The following is a 20833-nucleotide window of genomic DNA, read 5'->3' as shown; positions in this document are numbered from 1 at the left end:
ATATCAGGATTTGTTTGTTTTAATGACAACTCTGAAATGTGGTCGTTTTTATAACATTTCTTCATCCTGGCCCATGGGGACTTCTTCGCAGCACGCGAAGGAAAGTGACCGCCGACAGAGCGGAACGATGCATATAGCCAACCAATGGCGAAAATTGAGAAGTTTTGGCGATTTTTAACAAGGTTTAGGGCAGGTCCGATGCCTCTGGTCAAAAGCCGGCACCCGTGATCCTGAGCAGGGAGTAACGAAATGGGAAACGATATCTCCAACTTGCTGAGCAAGTTCGGGGCAACGGTGGATGGCTATCTCGAAATCGAGGCCGCGATCGACTACAAGGAGCCGGTGCGCAAGCCCGCTGCGCCCAAGGTGGTGGTCGAGGCTGCGCCCGCAGTCCAGCAGCAGGCTGAACGGGTGGCCGAGCAGGTGGCACAGGCTGCCCCGGCCGTGGTCAAGAGCGTGCCGCCCATCGTGGTGGCCAAGTCGGTGGCGCCCCGGCAGCGTATCGAACCCGTGATGGAACCGGTGGTGGATGTGGATGTGGCGGCGGCCAAGGTCGAGGCCCCTGTTTCGGCACCGCATCCCGCTCCCATGGCGGCGCTGGTCTCGTCGACCCTGGCGCCAGCGTCCAGCCCCTTGCCTGCGGAAGTCCCGGCGCAGCCACAAGTTCAAGCTGAACCCAAAGTTCAAGCCCGATCGGATTCGCCCGAGCCCCAGCCGGCCGACGCCGCCCTGGTCACGCGTGAGGCCATCGCGCCCGCGCCCGCGCCGGCACCCCTGGCGGCTGCGCTGGTGACAGCGACCGCTCCGGCGGTGATGCCCACGGTGGTGGCGGATGCCGCCGTGCCTTCCATGCTGCGTTCGCTGCTGGGTGAAGTCGCCCAGCAGCGTCAGTCCAAACAAGCGGCCGGCGCCAACCATGCGCTGGCCAGCCTGACGCCCTCCACGCCGGCCCAGGTCATTGCCATCGTCTCGCCCAAGGGCGGGGTGGGCAAGACCACCCTGGGCTCGGCCTTGGCCTGCGCGCTGGCGCGGCACGGCCGGGTGATCGCCATCGATCTCGATCCGCAGAATGCCCTGCAGTACCACCTGGGCGTGAGTGTATTGCCCGAACCCGGCAGCGCCGGTCCGGCGCCCGCTGCGATCCACGCCGAGGCGCCCGACTGGCGCGCCACCTGGCGCGACGGCAGCGCCGGCACCAAGGTGGTCACCCATGACGTGGTGGCGCACCAGGGCGAGGCCGGGATTGCCCGGCAGATGGCACTCGATCCGCAATGGCTGACGCGTCAGCTGCAGGCCATGGACCTGCAGCCGGGCGACGTGGTCATGCTGGACCTGCCGGCCGGGCAGAGCGCCTACTTCGACCAGGCCCTGCAAGCGGCCGACCAGGTAGTGGCGGTGGTGACCCCCGATGCCGGTTCCTTCCTGGCGCTGGAACATATGCGCCAGGCCCTGCATGGCCGCAACAACTGCCGCTACATCGTCAACAAGTACAACGCCGCCCGTACCTTCAGCCAGGACATGCTGGAAGTCCTCAAGCGCTGGATGGGGTCGCGCCTGGCCGGCGTGATCGCACTGGACCACGCCATCAGCGAAGGCCTGGCCTACGGCTTCAATCCGCTGATCAAGGCCGGGCATTCGCCGGCTTATGACCAGCTCCGGACCATCAGCGAGCAATTGCACGCCGAGGTCGTCAAATCCGCCCTCGCAGGTGGACGCGCATCATGAGTCAACCGCAAGCGCAGTCGCAATCCCGTTCCTCCAAGGCCAGCCAGGCGGCCACTGCCGCCGACCCGGCCGCACCCACCTCCAACCGCCTGCAGACCTGGATCCAGACCTGGGGCTTGCGCCTCGAAGCGCGGCCCCGGCGGCCGCGTCGCTGGCTGCAGCTGGGCCTGCTGCTGGTCGCGGTGCTGCTGGCGCTGCTGCTGGTGTCGGTGCCGCTGGAGTTCTATACCCAGTGCATCTTCGCGATCGGCTGCTTCGTGGCGGCGCTGATACTGCGCAAGCAGTCCGGCCGCTTCCCGGTGCTGGTGCTGATCACGCTGTCGCTGATCGTCTCGATGCGCTATATGTACTGGCGCATCACCTCCACCCTGGCCTTCGAAGACTGGCTCGACATCATCTTCGGCTATGGCCTGCTGGCCGCCGAAATCTATTCGCTCATCGTGCTCACGCTGGGTTACCTGCAGACCGCCTGGCCCTTGCGTCGCAAGCCGCAGATGCTGACCATGCCGCCTTCGGAATGGCCGACGGTGGACGTCTTCATCCCGTCCTACAACGAGTCGCTGGACATCGTTTCGCTGACCATCTTCGCCGCCCAGGCCATCGACTGGCCGCAGGAGAAGCTGCGTGTGCACGTGCTGGACGACGGCCGTCGCGAAGACTTCCGCGAGTTCTGCAACAACATCGGCGTGAACTATCTGGTGCGCTCGGACAACAAGCACGCCAAGGCCGGCAACCTCAACGAAGCGCTCAAGGTCACCGATGGCGAATTCGTGGCCATCTTCGATGCCGACCACGTGCCGACCCGCTCCTTCCTGCAGATCTGCATGGGCTGGTTCTACAAGGACCCCAAGCTGGCAATGCTGCAGACGCCGCACTTCTTCTTCTCGCCCGATCCCTTCGAGAAGAACCTCAATACCTTCCGTTCCGTACCCAATGAAGGTGAACTGTTCTACGGGCTGGTACAGGATGGCAACGACCTCTGGAACGCCGCCTTCTTCTGCGGCTCCTGCGCCGTCATGCGCCGTACCGCATTGATGGAGATCGGCGGCATCGCCGTCGAGACCCTGACCGAGGATGCCCACACGGCGCTGAAGATGAACCGTGCCGGCTACAACACCGCCTATCTGGCCATCCCCCAGGCGGCCGGTCTGGCTACCGAGAACCTGGCGCGTCACATCCGCCAGCGGGTGCGCTGGGCGCGTGGCATGGCGCAGATTTTCCGGGTCGACAACCCCTTGCGCGGCAAGGGCCTGAAGCTGGGGCAGCGGTTCTGCTACCTCAATGCCATGCTGCACTTCTTCTATGGCCTGCCGCGCCTGATCTTCCTGACCGCGCCGCTGACCTATCTGTTCTTCGGCGCCCACATCTTCCACGCCTCGGCGCTGATGATCACGGCCTATGTGCTGCCGCACGTGCTGCACGCCAGCCTGACCAACTCGCGCATCCAGGGCCGTTTCCGCCATTCGTTCTGGAACGAGGTCTACGAGACCGTGCTGGCCTGGTACATCCTCGGCCCGGTGCTGCTGGCGCTGGTGAACCCCAAGCTGGGTGGCTTCAACGTCACCGACAAGGGCGGCATCATCCTCGACAAGCACTTCGACTGGAAGCTGGCGCGCCCCTACATCGTGCTGCTGCTGCTGAACCTGCTGGGCATGGTCTTCGGCGTCTGGCAGCTGGTGATGGGCGACCCCAATGCGATGACCACCATCCTCATCAACATGGCCTGGACGCTGTACAACGTCATCATCAGCAGCGCCGCCATGGCGGTGGCTTCCGAAACCCGCCAGGTGCGCAGCGAGCCGCGCGTGGCCGCCGAGCTGCCGGTGCGCATCAAGCTGGCCGATGGCAATGAGGTCAGCGGTACCACGCTGGACTTTTCGCAGAAGGGCATTGGCCTGCGCCTGCCCAAGGGCGTGACGATCGCCCGTGGCCAGCACATCAATGTGACGCTGTTCCGCAACCAGCAGGAGAAGGAATTCCCGGCCGTGGTGGTGTTCAGCCGTGGCGAAATGGTCGGCGCCCAGTTCCATGAGCTGACCCTGCGCCAGAACAGTGAACTGGTCCGCCTGACCTTCTCGCGCGCCGACATCTGGGCCAACAACTGGGGCAAGAGCCGCCGCGATACGCCGTTGAAGGCCTTGCGTGAAGTCTCGCTGATCGGTGTGAACGGTATCAAGGAACTCATCCGCGCCACCCTGATCCAGCTGCGCCTGTGGCGTGATACCCGGCGCCCGCCGGCGGCGGCTGCCGTCAAGCAGGATCCGGTGGTGGAAGCGGCACCGGCAGCACCGCTAGCTGCTGCTACGGCTGCAGGCGCTCCGGTAGCAGCAGCGGCAGGCGCGGTCCCGGCCGATGTAGTGGTTCAGGCATTCGACAAATCAATGGAAAAACAATGAAAAACAAGCAGTCTCCAGGAAAGAACCCGACTTTCCGTCGGCGCTCCATCTGTCTGATCATGGCCGGCGTAGTGGCCTCGGGCAGCCTGCCGATCCAGGCCCTCGCGGCTGCCGCGGCGGCCCCTGCAGCTCCCTCTGCTGCCGGTGGTGCTACTGGTGCGGCCACCTCGCCGATGGCCGGTGATCCCTACAACTTCAGCCTCACGCAACTGGGCCGTGGCTATCCGATCACGCTGCACGGCGTCGATGCCACCGACAGCGTCGGTTTCGACGTCCCGGCCAACCAGGTGGTGACCGGCGCCAACGTGACCCTGCAATACACCTATTCGCCGGCGCTGCTGCCGGATCTGTCGCAGATCAACGTGATGGTCAACGACGTGGTGGCCGGCAGCATCCCGCTGCCCAAGGAAAATGCCGGTACCCTGCAGACCAGCAAGGTCGAGATCCCGAGCAAGCTGATCACCGAATTCAATCGCCTGAGCCTGCAGTTCATCGGTCACTACACCATGGGTTGCGAAAACCCGCTGCATTCCAGCCTGTGGGCGCGCGTGAGCAACGAGTCGGTACTGGCCCTGCAGACCACGCCGCTGCCGATGAAGGACGACCTGTCAATGATGCCGCTGCCGTTCTTCGACCGCCGCGACATGCGCATGCTGAACCTGCCCTTCGTGTTCGCCGCCGCACCTGACAATGGCACCCTGGAAGCCGCCGGCACGCTGTCGTCCTGGTTCGGTGCGCTGGCCAGCTATCGTGGTTCGCGCTTCCCGGCGCAGATCAACGCCTTGCCGGCCAAGGGCAATGGCGTGGTGCTGGTCAGCAGCGAAGGCGCCAGCCAGATCGGCGCACTGGAAATCGCTGCCCCCAAGGGCCCGACCCTGACCATGGTGACCAACCCCAACGATCCCAACGGCAAGCTGCTGCTGGTGACCGGCCGCAATGCCGAAGAGGTCAAGCGTGCCGCTGCTGCTGCCGCCCTGGGCAACAAGGCGGTGGCCGGCAATTCGGTGGTGATCGACAAGCTGCAACCGGTGGCGCCGCGCAAGCCTTACGATGCGCCCAACTGGTTGCCCACCGACCGCCCGGTGAAGCTGGCTGAGCTGATCGATGCCAAGCGTCTCAATGTGTCCGGCTACAATCCGGGCGACATCACCATTCCGCTGAACTTCCCGCCGGCGCTGTCGAGCTGGCGCCAGGACGGTGCCAAGCTGGACCTGCACTATCGCTATACACCACAGCCGCGTTCGAGCAATTCCTCGCTGATCGTCAGCTTCAACGACGGCCTGATCAAGTCCGACGTGCTGCTGCCCCGCGACAAGCTGGACCAGGGCCTGCTGGCCGCCATCAAGAGCGATGCCCTGGAGCGCGAGATGAGCGTGCGCCTGCCGCTGGATACCGCGGCCCTGCAATCGCGCCTGCAACTGCGCTACATGTATGACTACGTGAAGCAGGGCGAGTGTGCCGACATCATCATCGACAACGTGCGCGGCAGCATCGATCCTGAGTCCACCATCGACCTGCGCGGTTACGACCACTTCATGGCCATGCCCAACCTGGGCGTGTTCAAGGATGCTGGCTTCCCCTTCACACGCATGGCCGATCTGTCCGAGACTGCCGTGGTCCTGCCGGACAACGCCAGCGATGCTGACCTCGGCGCCTACCTGACCGTGCTGGGCCGCTTCGGCAGCGCCACCGGCTACCCGGCCACGGGTGTGGCCGTGACCCAGGCCGCGCAGATCGCCAAGTTTGCCGACAAGGATCTGCTGGTGATGGCCTCGGGCCAGAACCAGCCCCTGCTCAAGCAATGGGCCGACCGCCTGCCCACCCTGGTGACCGGCGACAAGCAGCGCTTCGACCTGTCGGACCTGGCACTGCGCGTGGGGGGCTGGCTGGGCCTGGACCCGAAGGCGGCGCAGCGCCGCACCCGTCTGCAGATGGCCTTCTCGGGCGGTGACCCGACCTCCTACCTGACCGGCTTCGAGTCGCCGCTGGACGGCAGCCGCAGCGTGGTGGTGCTGGCCGGTGGCGACAAGCTGGGCCTGTCGCAGATCATGTCGGCCCTGGCCAGCAAGGAAGCCGAATCCGGCGCCGTCCAGGGTAGCCTGGTGGCGGTGCGCGGCGAGAGCATCGAACCGCTGCTGGCCGAGCAACAGTATTTCGTGGGTAGCATGTCGCCGCTGCGCATGCTGCGCTGGTGGCTGTCGCAGCACGTGGTGAGCATGTTCCTGATGGTGGCCCTGGGCATCCTGTTGCTGGGGGGCCTGGCATACCTGACCCTGCGCGCCAAGGCGAGAAAGCGCCTCAATGCGTAAGGCCGGGCATTCGGTAGTGAACAGGGCCGCCTCCCCGCGCCGGCGCCGGGTGGTTGGCCTGCTGGGCGCGCTGGGGGGGCTGGCCGCCACACCGTGGCTGCCGGCCCTGGCCGCGACCCAGCAGAACTGCACAGTCCAGGATTGGCCCGCATGGCAATCCTGGACTGCAGCACATGTACAGGACGATGGCCGGGTGCTGCACTCCAGCCTGCTGCCCAATCACACCACCTCCGAAGGCCAGTCCTACCACATGCTGCTGGCGCTCATCGCCAACGATGCCACGCGCTTTGCCAAGGTCTGGAACTGGACCCTGCACAACATGCTCGGCAACGACCCCGGCAAGATCCTGCCGGGCTGGCTGTGGGGGCAGGGCAGTGACGGCAAATGGCAGATGCAGGACGCCAATTCGGCCTCCGACGCCGATCTCTGGATCGTCTATACCCTGCTGGAAGCGGCGCGCCTGTGGCAGCGGCCGCAATACCGCAAGCAGGCGCTGGACCTGCTGGACAATATCGAAGCCAAGCTGGTGGTGGACCTGCCCGGTCTGGGCAAGATGCTGCTGCCAGGGCCGCAGGGCTTCAACCAGCGCAATGCGCTGTGGACGCTCAATCCCAGCTATCTGCCGCTGCCGCTGCTGCGCCGTCTGCAAAAGGAACGGCCCAACGGTCCCTGGCAACAGCTGGCCGACAATACGCTGCGCATGATCCAGGGCTCGGCGCCTCGCGGCTACGTGGCCGACTGGGTGGCCTACCGTATGCTGACGGTGCAATCCGGGCAGTTCCAGGTCGATCCGGCCAAGGGCGACCTGGGCAGCTATGACGCCATCCGCGTGTATCTGTGGGCCGGCATGACCTCGCCGCGCGATCCGGCGGCCGCGCCGCTGCTGGCGGCACTGGACGGTATGCGCCAAAGCCTGGCCGCGACCGGCGTGCCGCCCGAAAAGGTCCAGGTGACCACGGGCGCGACCGAAGGACAGGCACCGTTCGGCTTTAGCGCCGCGCTGTTACCCTATCTGGTCGCCAAGGGTGAAACCGCCATGGCGGCGCAACTGCAACGTGCCGTCACGCAACAACTGGAGAACGGACTGGCGCAGCCTGACCCGCGCCCCGAAATCCTGTATTACAACGTCATGCTGGGCCTGTTCGGATTGGGATGGGTCGAGAAACGCTATCAGTTCCGCGATGACGGAACGCTTAATTTGTCCTGGGAGAAGTCATGCGCGCGCGCCGTTCAACGCTAGCCATCGGAGTCCTGAGCGCGCTGCTGGGTGTGGCCGCTCATGCGGCCGAGCCGGAGCTGGCGGCTCAACTGATCGAACAGGGCCAGTACTGGCAGGCACGCGACAACTCGCAGCGTGCCGCCGAGGTGTGGCAGAAGGTCTTGCAACTGGATGCCAACCAGGTCAACGCCCTCTACGGCATGGGCCTGGTCGGAGTGAGGCAGAACAAGCCGCAGCAGGCCAAGCAGTACCTGGACCGCCTGCAGGCGCTGTCGCCACAACCCTGGCAGGCCAACCAGCTGGCGCAGGACATCGCCCTGGCCAAGCCGGAAAACAAGGCCCTGCTGGCCGAAGCCCGCCGCCTGGTCGACGCCGGCGAACGTGATCGCGCCACCGACACCTTCCGCAAGATGTTCAACGGACTCACGCCGCAAGGCACGATAGGACGGGAGTACTACAACAACCTGGCCTTCAACGATGCCGCCTGGCCCGAAGCGCGCAAGGGCATGGAACGCCTGCTGCGCGAAACCCCGGACGACAGCATCCTGGCGCTGTTCTACGCCAAGCAGCTGGCACGTCATGAAGATAGCCGCGTGGAAGGCATCCGCCAGCTGGCACGCCTGTCGAAGAAGACCGACATCGGCGGCGACGCCGACGAAAGCTGGCGCCTGGCGCTGACCTGGCTGGGGCCGCCGTCGCCGGCGCAGTATTCGCTGTTCGAAGAATTCATCAAGAGCCATCCCGACGACCAGCAGATCCGCGATTTGCTGGCCAAGGGCCGCCAGCAGGTGGCCGGCGCCCAGCAGCCGACCGTGGTCGGACGCGGCCTGCAGGCCCTGGAAAAGGGCGACCTGCAGGAAGCCGAGAAGGCCTTCCAGGAGCGCCTGTCCTCGCATCCCGACGACGTCGATGCCCTGGGTGGCATGGGCGTCATCCGCCAGCAGCAGAACCGCCTGGCCGAGGCCGAGCCCTTGCTGGCCCGCTCGGTCGCCAGGGGCGGCACGTCCTGGAAGAAAGCCCTGGACAGCGTGCGCTACTGGCTGCTGATCCAGCGTGGCCGTGACCTGCAGGCACGCGGCCAGACCGCGCAGTCGCAGGACGCCCTGGCCCAGGCCATGCGTCTGGACCCCAAGAGCCTCGACGGTCGCGTGGCCATTGCCGACATCCAGGCCAGTGCCGGCCAGTACGAAGCCGCCACCGCCAATTACCGCCAGGTGCTGGCGGCGCAGCCCAAGCAGGTGCCGGCCATCCGTGGCCTGGTCAACGTGCTGGCGCAGACCGGCCACGCTGATGAAGCCCTGCGCCTGCTGGACCAGCTGACCCCGGCGCAGCAGAACGAATTCGGCGACCAGGGGCGCCTGCGTGCCCTGCGCGCGCGCCAGCAGGCCACCCTGGCCGAGCAGCGCAACGACATCGACGGCGCCCTGGCGGCCATGCGCGAGGCCGTCAAGAACGACCCCGACAACGTCTGGACCACCTTCGACCTGGCCCGCCTGTACGTCAAGGCCGGGCAGGCCAAGCAGGCGCGCACCACCATCGACGACTTCACCCGCGAACACCGCGACAACGTCGAAGCCCTGTATGCCAGCGCCTTGCTGTCGGTGGAAATGGAGCAGTGGCAGGACGCCCTGGACACGCTGCGCCGCATCCCCGACCAGCGCCGTACCGCCGCCATGAACGAGCTGGCCAGCCAGGTGACACTGACCATCCAGGTCAATCACGCCACTGAACTGGTCAAGACCGGTCAACGCCAGGAAGCCCTGGTCCTGCTGGATCGCGTGCAGCCGCAGGCGGCCGGCAATCCGGAGCGCACCGGTACCCTGGCATCGGCCTATGTCGATGCCGGCGACGCCCCGCGCGCCATGGCGATGATGCAGCCGCTGGTCAATCCACCGGCCACGCCCTCGGTCAATACGCGCCTGCAATACGCCTCCATCCTGCTGCGCGCGGGCGAAGATGCGCAGGTCTACAACATGCTCACCGCCTTGCAGAACCAGAGCATGAATGCGGCCACCCGCAAGCAATACGACGACCTGCGTTTCCTCTACCGCGTGCGCCAGGCCGAACGCCTGCGCCAGGGAGGCGACCTGGCCGCCGCCTACGACACCCTGGCTCCGGCACTGGCACAGCGCCCCACCGACAACGACGCCATCGCCGCCCTGGCCCGCATGTTCAATGCGGCCGGCGACAACCTGCGCGCACTGGCTCTGTACCAGCCGCTGGTGCAGCGCAATCCGCGTGACGCCAACGTCTTGCTGGGGGCGGCCGACACCGCCGTACAGGCCCGCGAGAATGCCTATGCCCTGAAGCTGCTGGACCAGTTCGGCAAGCTCGACAGCAGCGACCCCACCACCTTGACCGAGGCAGCACGCATCTATCGCGCCCTGGGCAAGACCGGCGAGGCCACCGCACTGCTGCGCAAGGCCGTGGCGATTGAGAACGGTGCGCGCCAGCGCACGCTGGCGGCGCTAGGCAATGGCTTCGATCCGGCCATCAATCCCTTCCGCACCCAACGTCGCCTGCCGGGCAGCGACGACATGGCCGCCATTCCGCCGCCGGCCGAGACCATGCTGCGCCCGGTGGCCATGGCCGCGCCGGCCGTGGTCGATACACTGCCCATGCCGGCCAATCCGGCCATGGCGCAGCGCCAGTTGCAGGCGCAGCAGGCCCTGCAAGCACAACAAGCCCAAGAGGCGCCGGCCTATGGCACCGCACTGGGCCCGGTGTTCAGTTCGGCCGCACCGGTGGCCGCAGCGCCGGTGCAGGGTGGGGCATATGCCCAGGCCCAGCCGGGCGTGCGTGCCAGAAATACCAACGTCGCCAACGCCCCCACCACCGCACTGCCCGGCGCGGCCACGGCCACCCAGCGCGCCCTGCTGGCCATGCAGGGACCGTCCGCCAATGGCGCCGCCGTGGACAACCTGAGCCCGGCCCAGCGCGCCCTGAACGACATCCTGCAATCGCGCAGCGCCTATGTCACGCAAGGCGTGGTGGTGCGCGGCAATGCCAGCGAGTCGGGCCTGAGCCGCATGAACGACATCGAGGCCCCGCTGGAAGTGAACATGCCCGTCGGTAACGACCGCGTGGCCGTACGCATCACGCCGGTCTCGCTGGATGGCGGCACCCTCACCGACGAACCGGCCAGCCGCTTTGGCGGTGGCGGCAGCAGCGCCACCGGCCTGGGCAAGCAGAGCGCCAGTGGCGTCGGGGTGGCAGTGGCCTACGAGCGTCCCGAGGATGGCGTCAAGGCCGACCTCGGCACCACGCCACGTGGCTTCAAGTACCCCAACATCGTTGGCGGGGTGAGCGTGGAGCAGTCCTTCCCCGGCAGCAGCACCAACCGCTTCGCGGTGAACGTGTCGCGCCGCGCGGTCAACGACAGCATTACCTCGTTTGCCGGCAGCACCGATCCCCGCGCCGGTCTGTCCTGGGGCGGCGTGACCGCCAACGGTGGTCGTGCCGAGATGAGTTCGGACGATGCCCAGACCGGGGTCTACGCCTATGGCGCGCTGCACAGCCTGCGCGGCCGCAACGTGGAATCCAACACCCGGGTGGAACTGGGTGGCGGTGCCTACCAGTACCTCACCAATGCCGAGGACGAGAAGATGACCGCCGGCGTGTCGGCCACCGTCATCAGCTACGCCAACAACCAGAACTTCTATACCTACGGGCATGGCGGTTACTTCAGTCCGCAGGCCTACCTGGGTCTGGGCGTGCCGGTCACCTGGGCCAAGCGTTCCGACAAGTTCACCTTCCAGCTCAAGGGCTCGGTGGGGATGCAGTATTTCCGCCAGGATGGGGCTGACTACTTCCCCACCGATGCCGCACTGCAGGCCGCCAGTGGTCGTCAGTACGCGCAGCAGACCAAGACCGGCCTGGGCTACAGCCTGGAAGGCAACGGCGAATACCGCTTTGCGCCCCGCCTGTTCGTCGGTGGCGCGCTGCGTCTGAACAATTCGAGCGACTTCCGCGAACTCAACGTCGCCATGTATCTGCGTTACACGCTGGAGGACATGCAGGGCAGCTTCCTGACCCTGCCGGTCAGTCCGTACCGTTCTCCTTATTCCAACTGATCCTTTTTATCGACATATCGCTATGGCTACTGCATCCGTTCTGGCAGGTCTGACTATCCTGGTGCTTGGCGAGAGCCACATGAGTCTGGCCGACCACCTCACCGAACCCCTCAACGCCAAGCTGACCCAGCTGGGCGCCAAGGTCCATTCCATTGGCGCCTGCGGCGCCAGCGCCGGCGACTGGCTGACCACCAAGAAGGTCGATTGCGGCGCTGATCAGGTCGACAACGGCAAGATCCAGATCAAGGGTCGCGAAGCCACCACCACCCCGATCGGCCAGCTCATCGCCAAGGACAAGCCGGATCTGGTGGTGCTGGTCATCGGCGACACCATGGCCTCCTACGACAAGCCGGACTTCCCCAAGGCCTGGGCCTGGCAGAGCGTGACCGGCCTGACCAAGGCGATTGCCGCCACCGGCACCAAGTGTGCGTGGGTCGGCCCGGCCTGGGGCAAGGCCGGCGGCATGTACGGCAAGAACGACGCGCGCACCCAGCTGATGTCGCGCTTCCTGGCTTCCAACGTGGCGCCCTGCACCTATATCGATTCGCTGACCATGTCCAAGCCCGGCCAGTGGGTCACCACCGATGGCCAGCACTTCACCGTGGCCGGCTACAAGTCCTGGGGCAATGCCATCGGCGACGCGCTGGCCAAGCTGCCGGCCGACGCCGTGAGCAGCAAGGGAGCCAAGAAATGAAGGTGATGCAGGCACTGGCCGCCGCTGCGGCCCTGCTGTGCGGCGCCAGCGCGCTGGCTGCCGACATCCCGCTCTATCCCACCGGCCCGGCCGAGGATGCAGCCTTCATCCGCTTCGTCAACGGCACTGCCGAGCCCTTGCAGGTGCTGGCCCAGAAGGGCCAGCCGCCGCTGAAGCTGGAAGCGGCCAAGCCGGTCTCGTCCTTCTTCCCGGTGACGGCCAAGTCGACCATCAAGGGTACCCTCACGGTCGGTGCCAGGAGCCTGGAGCTGGGCGTGCAGGCCAAGCCCGGCGAATTCGCCACGGTGGTGGTGGTGCCCGGTGCCAAGGGCATCAGCCAGGTGACGGTGCAGGACAACCCGGACGACTTCAATGGCCTGAAGGCCTCGCTGGCTTTCTTCAACCTGGATGCTTCCTGCGCCGGGGCGGCACTGCGCCCGGCCGGGCGTAACGCCGACCTGTTCAAGGACGTCAAGCAGGGCAGCCTGCAACGGCGCTCGATCAACCCGGTCAAGCTCTCGGTGCAACTGGTGTGCGGCGGTGCCAACACCGGCCCGGCGCTGGACCTGGGTGAACTGAAGGCGGGCGAACGCTACAGCGTGCTGCTGCTGCCGTCGGACAAGGGACCGCGCCTGCTGGCGGCGACCGACAAGCTGGCCAACTGATCCATCGCCCGACTGCGCTGCCGCCATGGTCTTTGCCTCGCTTGAATTCCTGACGCTGTTCCTGCCGCTGTTCCTGCTGGTCTATGCGGTGGTGCCGCAGCGCGGGCGCAACCTCGTGCTGCTGCTGGGCAGCTGGCTGTTCTACGGCTGGCTGAGCCCGCTGTTCCTGTCGCTGCACGTGGTGCTGACCATCGTGGCCTGGGTCGGTGGCCTGCTGGTGGACCGCTCGCGCGAGGACGGGCGAGGGCGCGTGCGCCTGCTCACGGCGCTGGTGGTCTTCAATACGGCGGTGCTGGTCTGGTACAAGTACGCCAACATCGTCGCTGCCACCATCAGCGACCTGATGGTCCAGTACGGCGCCATGCCGCTGGCCTGGCAGAAGGTAGCGCTGCCGGCCGGCCTGTCCTTCATCGTGCTGCAGGCGATCTCCTATCTGGTGGACGTGCATCGGCGCACGGTGGCGGTGGAGCGCAGCTTCATCAACTACGCCACCTATATTTCCATGTTCGGCCATTCGATTGCCGGCCCCATCATCCGTTACGACTGGGTGCAGCGCGAACTGACCCAGCGCTGGTTCAACTGGGAGAATTTTTCCCTGGGCGCGCGCCGCTTCATGGTCGGCATGGCCATGAAGGTGCTGGTGGCCGACACCCTCTCGCCGGTGGTGGATGCCGCCTTCCACCTGCAGCAGCCCAGCTTCGTGGACGCCTGGATCGGCTGCCTGGCCTATTCGCTGCAGCTGTTCTTCGACTTTTCCGGCTACAGCGCCATGGCCATCGGCCTGGGGCTGATGCTGGGTTTCCACTTCCCGGAAAACTTCAACCATCCCTATCTGGCCGGCAGCATCCAGGATTTCTGGCGGCGCTGGCACATCTCGCTCTCCAGCTGGCTGCGCGACTATCTCTACATCGGCCTGGGCGGCAACCGCCATGGGGTGTGGAAGACCTACCGCAACCTGTTCCTGACCATGGCCATCGCCGGTCTCTGGCATGGCGGCGACAGCTGGAACTACCTGCTCTGGGGCTCGGCCCACGGGCTGGCCCTGTGCCTGGATCGCGCCTGGTCGCGCTCCTCCTTGCCCGCCATTCCGGGCTGGCTGGCGCATGTGCTCACGCTGCTGTTCGTCTGCCTGGCCTGGACCCTGTTCCGTTCGCCCGACTTCGCCACCGCCGCCACCATGTATGCCGGCCAGTTCGGGCTGCACGGCATGGGTTTGAGCGACGCACTGGCCGTGGTCTTGCGCCCGGTGCAGGCACTGGCCGTGCTGCTGGGCCTGTTCTGGATCGTCGCGCCCCTGTGGCAGGAGGCCAGCCAGGTGCGCTGGGCCGATAGCGTGGTGTATCTCTGGTTCCTCCGGTTGTGGCCGGTGGCCGGCTTCCTGCTGTCCTTCGCGCTGATTGCCAGCCGCGAGACGGTGCCTTTCCTTTACTTCCAGTTCTGATCCCGCGAGTCCGCCATGAGCACGCCTCCCGTCTCCGCTCCCGCCACGCCGGCTGCCCCCAGCGCCCTGGCCCGGCGCGCCAGCCGCTGGGCTGGCCTGGTCCTGGCCGTGGTGCTGGCAGCCGGCCTGCTGGGCTGTGGCTGGCTGGTCTATGCCAGCAAGATCGAATGGCTGCCCGCCAGCTGGACCCGTGACGACGCCCTGCATGGTGAACTGACCCATCGCATCGCCAAGCAGCTGTCCAATGCCTGGCTGCCGGAACAGGCCGCCCGGCTGGAACGCGCCGGCAGCTGGCTGCTGCTGCATGACACCGGCCCCCGGGTGCGCAGCGGTTGCCCTGGCTGGCTGTTCCTGACCGAGGAATTGCAGGTCCATCGCGATGCTCAGGCCAATGCACAGGCCAAGCTGCAGGCCGTCATCGCGCTGCGCCAGAAGCTGGCGCAGCGCGATATCGCCCTGCTGGTGGCGGTGGTGCCCGACAAGAGCCGCATCGCCGCCGCGCAGTTGTGCGGCCTGTCGCGCCCGGCCCAGCTGGAAGCACGTGCCGCCCAGTGGGTCGCCGGCCTGCAACAGGCCGGTGTGCGCACCATCGACCTGGCCCCCACGCTGGCCCCGCTCGGTGCCTCGGCCTGGCTGCGCACCGATACCCACTGGAACGAAACCGGCGCGCAGGCCGCGGCTGCTGTGATTGCCGCGCAGGTGCGTGCCGCCGGCCTGCAGCCCACGCCGGCGCAGGCCTATCAGGCCCAGCCCGGCCCGCTGGCGCGCCGCCCCGGCGACCTGGTCCACCTGGCCGGCCTGGACTGGCTGCCACTGCGCTGGCAACCCCAGCCGGAAGAGGTCGCGGCCACCGAATTCAAGGAAGTGGCAGCAGCGGGGCCTGCACCGACTGCACCGGCAGAAGCCGCCAAGGGAGGCGACGACCTGGACGACTTGCTGGGCGACCAGCAGCTGCCCAATGTGGCCTTGATCGGCACCTCGTTCTCGCGCAATTCCAATTTCGTGGGCTTCCTGCAGCAGGCGCTGGGTGCGAAGATCGGCAGCTTCGCCAAGGATGGCGGCAAATTCTCCGGCAGCGCCAACGAGTATTTCTCCAACCCTGCCTTCACCCAGACACCGCCCAAGCTGGTGGTATGGGAAATCCCCGAGCGCGATCTGCAGACGCCGTATGAGGCGATCAGGCTGGGGCGATGAATGACAAGGTGGTTTGTTGTTCGTAAGCAATAATCTGTTCCTCGCTTCCACCGCTCTCCCACCCGCTTTGCTGGAGGCCAACCCCCGGGCCTGCTAAACTTGCCGATCCGCCCACTGTGCAGGGCGGGCTCCAGGCATGGTCCTGGCCAACCTCCACGACAAATTGACAGAAGAATTCGACCCCGCTCCCCTTGCGGACGAGCATGAATCAGGCTCCTTCGAGAGCTATTTCCGCGATCCCACCCAGGCCGCCGAAGCGCCCCTGGCCTGGGGCCTGGGCCAGCGGCTGGATGTGCTGGACGCCCTGCGCGGCCTGGTCTCCGGTGGCCAGGCGGCGGCACGCCTGCGCATCTGGGTGTTCCTGGAACTGGCGGCCCAGCCGCAAGGGCGGCTGCAGCGCGAGGACCTGAACCAGCTGTTCTACGCCCTGAAACCCGAGGCCATGGACGCCGCGCTCAAGCGCCTGCGCGACCTGGGCCTGCTGGTCTGGGATGCCACCGACCAGGATTACCAGCTCTCTCCCATCGCCCAGCAGGTGCAAGCCCTGCTGGCACCGCTCACGCGCGCCGTCGGCGAGGACGACGAGATGGCCGCGCTGCTCTCGCAGGTGGCCGGGGCCCAGGCCCTGGGCCTGTCCGACGCCAGCCAGATCCGCCACCTGCATGCCCAGCTGGCGCGCCTGCACGACCAGTTCGCCGATGCCATCGAAAGTGGCTCCGAAGCCCTGCTGCGCGAAGCCCAGCCGCGTTTCGAACGTGCCCTGAAGCTGGTCAACCGCGCCGGCGAAGCCCTGACCGCCCTGATCCGCAGTGAACATGCCGACGCCCGCCTGGAGCGCGAAGCCCGCGCCCTGGGCAATGGCCAGGCCCGTCTGCTGACCATGGCCAGCCAGTTCACTCGCGCCCTGCAACAGGCTGACCGCCAGCGCGTCACGCTCGGCAGCACCGGCGTGACCAGTTCGGACGTGCGGCGCTGGTTGCAGAGCCATTCCGACCTGTCGTCGCTGATGGGGGAGGCGCTCTCCATGGGCGTCAAGCCGGTCTTCGTCAGCGGCCACGAATTGCTGGATGTGGCCGAGGGCGAGTTCGAACGCGACCGCCCCGACGCGCAGCGCTCGCAAGGCCTGCCGCCCCCGGCCCAGGCGGTGGAGGGCAAGATCGAAGCGCTGCGCATGCCGGTCGAACTGGGTGACCTGATCGCCCAGCTGGGCCGGCTGGGCGCCATGCCGCAAGAGAGTGGCGCGGAACCACCGCAGCCGCAGCCGCTGTCGACCGTGGTACTGGGCGGCAGCTTCGGCAAGGCCGCCTATCGCCTGCAGTTGCTGCCGCTATTGGGCGACCGCCAGGCGCAGACCCTGCAGGGCCAGACCGGCGACCTGGCGCGCCTGCCATGGCAGGCCGGCTTCCTGCCGCTGGTCGAGAAAATCGATGACCCGGATGTCGCCGCCATCAGTGGCGGCGCCATCCACCCAGATCCATCCCCGGAAAGACCGAATGAGTGAGACCCTAGACGAGGCCGGCCTGCTGGCCGCCGAACTGCTGGCCCGCCGCTGGCTGCCGCGCAAGCATCCGCGCGTGCGCCGCGCCCTGATCGATGCCGACCTGTGGCAGGCGCTGCAGGACCGGCTGGCGCAGGTGGGCCTGCGGCTGGTGGACAATATCCACGCCGACCATATCAGCGTGGCGCTGGTGCGCCCGGCCGAGTACGCCGTCTTCGGCGAAGCCGGCATGAATGCCAACAACAACATCGACCTGCCACGCGATGCGATCTCGCTGCTGGTGGTGCTGTGGTCGCTGATCGTGCTGCCCAAGCGCGAGCGCCAGTCGGCGCGCGCCGCCGGTGACGCCGGCGAGCAGCAGGAAGAGATGTTCCACACCGACAAGCCCATGCCCAGCGCCGCCGAGGTCAGCCCGGTGGTGTCCTATCGATCGCTGCTGGCCGACTTCGGCACGCAGCTGGGCAAGAAGATGCGCATGGACGGCAACCTGCGTCGCCTGGAAGCCCACGGCTTTATCGTGCGACGCGGTGACGACATCGCCGAAGGCCCCTTGCTGGACCTGCTGCTGGACTACGACGCCCTGGCGCCGCGCATCCTCGATGGGGCCCTGGGTGAAGTGCTGGCCCGCGCCACTGCCCGTGAAGAAGCGGCAGCGGCTGACCAGGCCACGCCCGCACCCACGCCCGCACCCACGCCCGCGCAGTCGGCAGACGAAGAAGGAGAATTCTGATGTTCCACCTGCAATCGCTGGAACTGCTGCAGTGGGACTATTGCCAGCGCCTGACGCTGCCCCTGGACGGTTCCATCATCACCATCGCTGGCCCCAATGGGTCCGGCAAGACCACGCTGCTGGACGCCATGCGTACCCTGCTCGGGCTGGAGTGCTCGGGCGGGCGCAGCTACAAGACTTATGCCCGGCACGCCAATGCCGACACCACCTGGCTGCGCGCCACGGTGGACAACCGTCCGCATGGCCGCCAGACCTCCACCCGTCCGTTCGCCCGCAACCTGCTCTATGCCGATCAGGTCACGCTGGCCTGCCGCATCGAGCGCAACGGAGGTGACTGGCAACGACGCTACTGCATGAGTGATGGCGATGTCGCCATCGAAACCCTGGCGCAACTGCCGGAGAAGGATTGGCTGGGCCTGGACCACTGGCGCAAGCGTCTGGAAGGTGCCGGGCTGTCGCGCGCGATTGCCCGCGTGCTGGCGCTGGAGCAGGGCCAGACCGACCGTCTGTGCGAATTCTCGCCCAAGGAATTGCTGCGGCTGGTGTTCGAGGTCTTCGGTGACCAGGAAGTGCTGGACCGCTACGAAGAAGCCCGTCGCCACCAGCGCGACCTCGCTGCAGAAGTGACGCTGGCCGAGCAGGAACTGGCCTATAGCGAGGCGCAACTGGCGCAGCTCGACAGCCGCGTGACCCTGTATCGGCAATACCAGGGCAAGCTGCGCGAGCGTGAAATCCTGGCCGCCGAAGTGATCCCCGTGCTGCGCTGGCATGAAGAGCGCCAGACCACGGCCGGCCGCCTGCGCGAATTGCATCGCCAGCGCCTGCATCACAACGAGCAGCGTCGCCAGCGCAGCAGCGATGCGCTGCAGCTGTCGGCACTGCTGACACAACAGCAGGCCGCCCGCGAAAAGGTCAGCACGCTGGAGCGCGACAAGGCCGAGGCCCAGCAGGCCCAGCAAAAGGCCCGCGATGCCGAAAAGCCGGTCGAGGAACTGGTCAAGCAGGCCGATGAACTGCTGGCCCTGTCGGCAGTGGAAGGCGATGCCGCGCAACTGCTGTCACGGGTGGAAGAACTGGAGCAGCAGAAGGGCGCATTGAACGACCGCTGGCGCGACCTGGAGCAGCAGCGCAAGGAAGCCCAGGGCGCCCTGGAACGCCTGAGCGGACAGCGCCAGGCGCCCAAGCCGGGCGACGTGCAGCAGTTCAGCCGCAGCCTGCGCCAGGCCGGTATTGCGCACCACATCCTGGCCGATGTCATCGAGATCGGCGACGACCACTGGCGCGCCGCCGCCGAAGGGGTGCTGCGCGCTTCCTGCTGGGTGGTGGTGCTGGACGACCCCAAGGATGAAGCCGCCGCCATGGCCCTGGCCGAGCGCGAGCGCTATCGCCACTACGTGGTGTCGGACGCCGCCAACGCACCGGCCCAGCCGGCGGCGGACAGCCTGCTGGCGGTGCTGCGTTTCTCCGCCAAGGCGCCGTCCTGGCTGCTGCGCCAGCTGGCGCAGATCCGCCGCGTGGACGATACCGTCGAGGGTGCCCGCCTGGGCGGCGAATGGATCACGCCGCAAGCCTACTGGCGCGACGGTCGGGGCGGACGCAGCGTCTGGCGCGACCCGGGTGACTATCAGTTCGGCGCCGCCGCCATGGCCTCGCGCCAGGCCTCGATCCAGAAACGTCTGGCCACGCTGGACGATCAGCTCACTGATGTCGTGCTCAAGCAGAGCGAGGTCAAGCGCCAGCTGGAGGCCGCCAAGAAAGCCACTGAAGGCCACCTGGCCGCCGAGGAACTGGCGCGCCGTAGTGAAGAATTCGAGCAGGCCAGACGTCAGCTGCCCTCGTTGCGCGCAGCCCGGGTGGCCGCCAGCGAACGCTGGACGCAACTGGATGCACAGCATGCCGACGCCATCGAGCAACGCACCATCATCGACGGCAAATACCAGGGCCTGCAGCGCCGCCTGCGCGACACCGAAGGCGACCTGGCCGGCCAGGAGCGCGACTGGCGCACCCGCCACGACGAGCAGCGCGCCCGCGCGCTGGCCTCGCGGGCGCAGAAGGGGCGCTTCCCGCAACGCTGGATCGGCGCCGACGCCGTGCAGGCGCTGTACGAGAAATACAGCAACGCCAAGCAGGCCGAACTGCGCATGGCGGCGGTGGAAACCGAGCTCGACAGCGGCCAGTGGGAAAAGGACGGCACCGTCGAAGACAAGCACCTCATCATGCAAGGCACGGTGGGCAACCAGCGCAACGAACTGGACTCGCGCAAGATCAGCAATGCCCAGGCCGAGGAAGCGGTAGGCAATGCCCGCGAACGCTACATCGATGTGTTGCGCGCCACCGTGCGGCGCTATCGCAAGAACATCGTCGATCTCGGTGCGCTGGCCGGCGTGATCGTCAGCGCCGACCTGCCGCACCTGGACAACGACGATACCGTGCTGCGCCAGGCCGAGCTGAAGGTCAGCTTCAACTTCGACGGCAAGGGCGAGATCGGCCTGAACGACGGCGAAGCCTCGGGCGGGCAGCAGGTCATCAAGTCGCTGATCCTGCTGGTGGGCTTGTTGAAGGACGACGACATGCCGGGTGGCTTCGTCTTCATCGACGAACCCTTTGCCCACCTGGATGTGCGCAACATCCAGCTGGTCGGCAACTTCCTCAAGTCGACTCGCGCCCAGTACGTGCTGACCACCCCGATCACGCATAACGTGGAAGTGTTCGAGCCGGCCGATATCACGCTGGTGACCTCGAAGAAACCGCGTGAAGCCCGCTGGGCGCCGCCCATCGGGGTGTTGCAGCGGCGGCTGCGGCTGGATGCCTGAAGCGGCTAAGAGGGAAGGAAGAGGGCGCTGACGCTGGTCAGCGCCTTTTTTTAGGGCCTGTTGACACTGAATCTGC

The 20833-nt window shown here is 66.7% G+C and carries 12 protein-coding genes; all 12 read left to right on the top strand.

The features are described from left to right. Window positions 1–249 precede the first annotated feature (249 nt). The 12 genes from bcsQ to ACEOAC_RS19235 all read left to right on the top strand — a co-directional run bounded on the left by bcsQ (window position 250) and on the right by ACEOAC_RS19235 (window position 20757). Complete coding sequence (bcsQ, locus tag ACEOAC_RS19290; protein WP_413628531.1) at window positions 250–1725, top strand: cellulose biosynthesis protein BcsQ; 1476 nt, start codon at window positions 250–252, stop codon at window positions 1723–1725. Then, entirely contained in the window at window positions 1722–4121 is a 2400-nt protein-coding gene (gene bcsA, locus ACEOAC_RS19285) for a UDP-forming cellulose synthase catalytic subunit (protein ID WP_413628530.1), read from the top strand. The genes bcsQ and bcsA overlap by 4 nt, the downstream gene beginning before the upstream one ends. Then, on the top strand, window positions 4118–6430 hold the full coding sequence (bcsB, locus tag ACEOAC_RS19280) for a cellulose biosynthesis cyclic di-GMP-binding regulatory protein BcsB (RefSeq protein WP_413628529.1): 2313 nt from the start codon (window positions 4118–4120) through the stop codon (window positions 6428–6430). The genes bcsA and bcsB overlap by 4 nt, the downstream gene beginning before the upstream one ends. Continuing rightward, the gene (bcsZ, locus tag ACEOAC_RS19275; RefSeq protein ID WP_413445724.1) at window positions 6423–7670 is read left to right on the top strand and encodes a cellulose synthase complex periplasmic endoglucanase BcsZ; all 1248 of its coding nucleotides are present in this window, start codon (window positions 6423–6425) and stop codon (window positions 7668–7670) included. Before bcsB ends, bcsZ begins: the two co-directional genes overlap by 8 nt. Further along, window positions 7646–11722 carry a cellulose synthase subunit BcsC-related outer membrane protein gene (locus ACEOAC_RS19270; protein ID WP_413628528.1) on the top strand — a complete coding sequence of 1359 codons (4077 nt, stop codon included), beginning with the start codon at window positions 7646–7648 and terminating at the stop codon, window positions 11720–11722. Before bcsZ ends, ACEOAC_RS19270 begins: the two co-directional genes overlap by 25 nt. A 22-nt stretch (window positions 11723–11744) precedes the next feature. Next, window positions 11745–12416 carry an SGNH/GDSL hydrolase family protein gene (locus ACEOAC_RS19265; RefSeq protein WP_039876752.1) on the top strand — a complete coding sequence of 224 codons (672 nt, stop codon included), beginning with the start codon at window positions 11745–11747 and terminating at the stop codon, window positions 12414–12416. Beyond that, complete coding sequence (locus ACEOAC_RS19260) at window positions 12413–13081, top strand: alginate O-acetyltransferase AlgF (RefSeq protein WP_413445299.1); 669 nt, start codon at window positions 12413–12415, stop codon at window positions 13079–13081. The genes ACEOAC_RS19265 and ACEOAC_RS19260 overlap by 4 nt, the downstream gene beginning before the upstream one ends. Before the next feature lie 25 nt (window positions 13082–13106). Next, window positions 13107–14522 (top strand): MBOAT family O-acyltransferase, encoded by a 1416-nt coding sequence (locus tag ACEOAC_RS19255; protein ID WP_234295795.1) that lies wholly within the window; start codon window positions 13107–13109, stop codon window positions 14520–14522. 15 nt (window positions 14523–14537) lie between these two features. Further along, complete coding sequence (locus ACEOAC_RS19250) at window positions 14538–15716, top strand: alginate O-acetyltransferase AlgX-related protein (protein ID WP_413628527.1); 1179 nt, start codon at window positions 14538–14540, stop codon at window positions 15714–15716. 136 nt (window positions 15717–15852) lie between these two features. Beyond that, window positions 15853–17217 (top strand): hypothetical protein, encoded by a 1365-nt coding sequence (locus ACEOAC_RS19245; protein ID WP_413628526.1) that lies wholly within the window; start codon window positions 15853–15855, stop codon window positions 17215–17217. After that, the gene (locus tag ACEOAC_RS19240; RefSeq protein ID WP_413628525.1) at window positions 17210–17944 is read left to right on the top strand and encodes a hypothetical protein; all 735 of its coding nucleotides are present in this window, start codon (window positions 17210–17212) and stop codon (window positions 17942–17944) included. The genes ACEOAC_RS19245 and ACEOAC_RS19240 overlap by 8 nt, the downstream gene beginning before the upstream one ends. Next, a complete protein-coding gene (locus ACEOAC_RS19235; RefSeq protein ID WP_413628524.1) occupies window positions 17944–20757 on the top strand; it encodes an ATP-binding protein in 2814 nt (937 codons plus the stop codon). Before ACEOAC_RS19240 ends, ACEOAC_RS19235 begins: the two co-directional genes overlap by 1 nt. Window positions 20758–20833 lie beyond the last annotated feature (76 nt).

This window comes from Herbaspirillum frisingense (assembly GCF_047325095.1).
In the GTDB taxonomy this organism is placed as follows: Bacteria; Pseudomonadota; Gammaproteobacteria; order Burkholderiales; family Burkholderiaceae_D; genus Herbaspirillum; species Herbaspirillum frisingense.
The sequence above is the reverse complement of the archived record's forward strand: the minus strand, read 5'-3'. Positions and strand labels throughout refer to the sequence as shown.